Raw genomic sequence first — 2806 nt, forward strand, 5'->3', positions numbered from 1 at the left:
TTTTTAGCAAAAGTATTTAAATCTTTCCCAGTTGGTTCTTCAAATATTTCTAAATCAAAATAGGGAACTGCAGCTATGATATGGTCAAAAATATCAGACATTATAGCTTCATAATTTGCCCATTCTTTATTACTACTAAAACAATAAATTTCTAAAGGAATACCTTGTGAAGTTGGTGCTAATTGCCTTACCATAGAAAACAGCTCTTTACTAACGTTTGAATTTTCATTCAAATAAGTGTCAATATACTTTCTAAATACTCCAAAATTGGTTAAATTTTTACCGTTAATTAAAACAGACTTATCTGCTCCAATCTTTTTATTATACAAGGAAATCTCGGTATGCTTGCTGTCAATATATTGCTTTACTAATTGAATTTTCTTTAATTCTTCAATCTTTTCTATAGTTAAAAATTTAATTGAATTTTGTTTAATATAAACAGCTCTTTTAATTCTTCTTCCACCAGACTCCTGCATTCCTCTCCAATTTTGAAAAGAATCTGAAATTAAACTATAGGTTGGTATGGTTGTAAATGTATTATCCCAATTTTGTACGCGAACTGTTGCTAAATTAATATCCGTAACTGTCCCATCTGCTCCAAATTTACTGTAAACAATCCAATCACCTATTCTTACAATATCATTTACAGAAACCTGAATGGAAGCCACAAAACCTAAAATAGTATCTTTAAAAATTAACAGAATTACTGCAGAAGCAGCACCCAATGTTGCAAAACTTAAAACATCTCTTCCTGTTAGTTGATATATGATAAAGAAAATTGCCATTCCCCATAAAAATATCATTACAACCTGCACATAACTTTCCAAAGGTTTATCCATGAACTGTTCTTTAGTACGCAAATATTTTTGAGTAGATCTTAAAAAACTTCTTACAATTTTAACAATTAATATAATTCCATAAATATTAATTACAGTCTCAAAAGCATTCAACAAGAATGGAAATTCCAATAAAATTACTGGAACAATATACTTTAATATAAATAATGGGATTATATGAGCTAAATATCTAGGAAACTTACTTTTAACTAAAAAATCATCAAAAGTAGTTTTGGTTTTTAAGGAGAAAATATAAAACAGTTTAACAATTACAATCCGTAAAATTCTATCAAATAAATATGCAACAACTGCAATTACACTAAGGGTAATAAACAAATTTGTTGTTTCGGCCCAAAATTTCGGGAACCCAATATCCATTAAAAAATCTTTTAAAAAATTGGTAAATTTTTGTACCTCTAAATCTTCAAACATTTTAATAATCGTTTTTTTTATTATTACTAAAAAAAAGGTTCTCTAAAAAATATTAAAAATTACTTTGTCAAACTGAGCCTGTCGAAGTTCATATTGGTTCTTAAAAGTTAAAATATTTCGACAGGCTCAATATGACATTGAGTTTACTTTTTAGATAGTTTCTTTTAGTAAAAATTTTTAAAATTAAAACTCAGCATTCACATCCCAAGCTTCTAAGTTATCTTTTATAAATTTTATAAACATCCCTCCTAAAGCGCCATTTACAACTCTATGGTCATATGAGTGTGAAATAAACATTTTATGTCGTATCCCTATAAAATCACCTTCTGAAGTTTCTATTACAGCAGGAACCTTCCTAACAGCACCTAAGGCTAAAATTGCAACTTGTGGTTGGTTAATTATTGGTGTTCCAAAAACACTTCCAAAACTTCCAACATTTGTAACCGTATACGTACCTCCTTGAATATCATCTGGACTTAGTTTCCCTGTACGTGCTTTATTTGCTAAACCATTTACAGCTTTGGTCATACCAACCAAGTTCAATTGATCCGCATTTTTAATAACAGGCACAATTAAATTCCCGTCAGCCAATGCAGCGGCCATACCTAAGTTTATAGCTTTCTTTTTAATAATTTTATCTCCATCAATAGCAATGTTAATCATTGGAAACTTTTTTATTGCAGTAGCTACTGCTTGCATAAAAATTGGAGTGTAAGTGATTTTTTCACCTTCACGAGCAAAAAACTGATCTTTAACACGATCTCTCCATTTTACAATATTTGTAACATCAACTTCAATAAAAGATTGTACATGAGCTGATGTTTGAACTGAAGCCACCATATGATGTGCAATTAATTTACCCATTCGGCTCATTTCAATTATTTCATCTTCACCATTCACAGAAATTGGCGCAGTCGTTTTAATTACTTCCTTTTTTTCTGTTTTTGGTTCTTGGGTTTGAACATTTTCGTTTTTTTCAACAGATTGAACTGTATTTCTACCACTCTCAATATAAGCTAGAATATCATTCTTGGTAACTCTATCATCTTTACCTGTACCTACAATAGCTTCTAACTCTTCCATAGATACACCTTCAGTAGTTGCAATATTTCTAACTAATGGCGAAAAGAATTTTGCTGAGTTAGAAAATTCAGCTATTGAAGTAGGCTTCGTAAGCTCTTCTACTTCTTTTTCAATAATAACAGCTTCAGTTGCAATTTCTTCTTCAGAATTTGCATTTTCAGCATTAAAAGTCTCTTCTCCTAATGTTTCAATAACAGCAATGGTATCACCAACATTTACAACAGCATCTACATCAAATAATATTTCAACGAGTGTTCCTTCTACTTCACTTGGAACTTCCGAATCTACTTTATCTGTTGCTATTTCAACAATAGCTTCATCCATTTCAACAGTGTCTCCAACATTTTTTAACCAAGCAGTTATGGTTGCTTCTGCAACACTTTCACCCATTTTAGGAAGCTTCACTTCAAATCTTGCCATTGTATAATTTTTTTAGATTTTGCAAATTTACAAAA

2 protein-coding genes are annotated in these 2806 nt (G+C 30.3%); both read right to left on the minus strand.

Annotated features, from left to right (window positions below):
• A partial coding sequence (locus Q0352_RS11410; RefSeq protein WP_299527591.1) for a mechanosensitive ion channel domain-containing protein occupies nucleotides 1-1268 on the minus strand: 1268 nt, incomplete at its 3' end.
• 183 nt (nucleotides 1269-1451) lie between these two features.
• Nucleotides 1452-2771: a dihydrolipoamide acetyltransferase family protein gene (locus Q0352_RS11415; protein WP_299527593.1), complete on the minus strand. Its 1320-nt coding sequence runs from the start codon at nucleotides 2769-2771 to the stop codon at nucleotides 1452-1454.
• Nucleotides 2772-2806 lie beyond the last annotated feature (35 nt).

Source organism: uncultured Lutibacter sp., assembly GCF_937891065.1.
Taxonomy (GTDB): Bacteria; Bacteroidota; Bacteroidia; order Flavobacteriales; family Flavobacteriaceae; genus Lutibacter.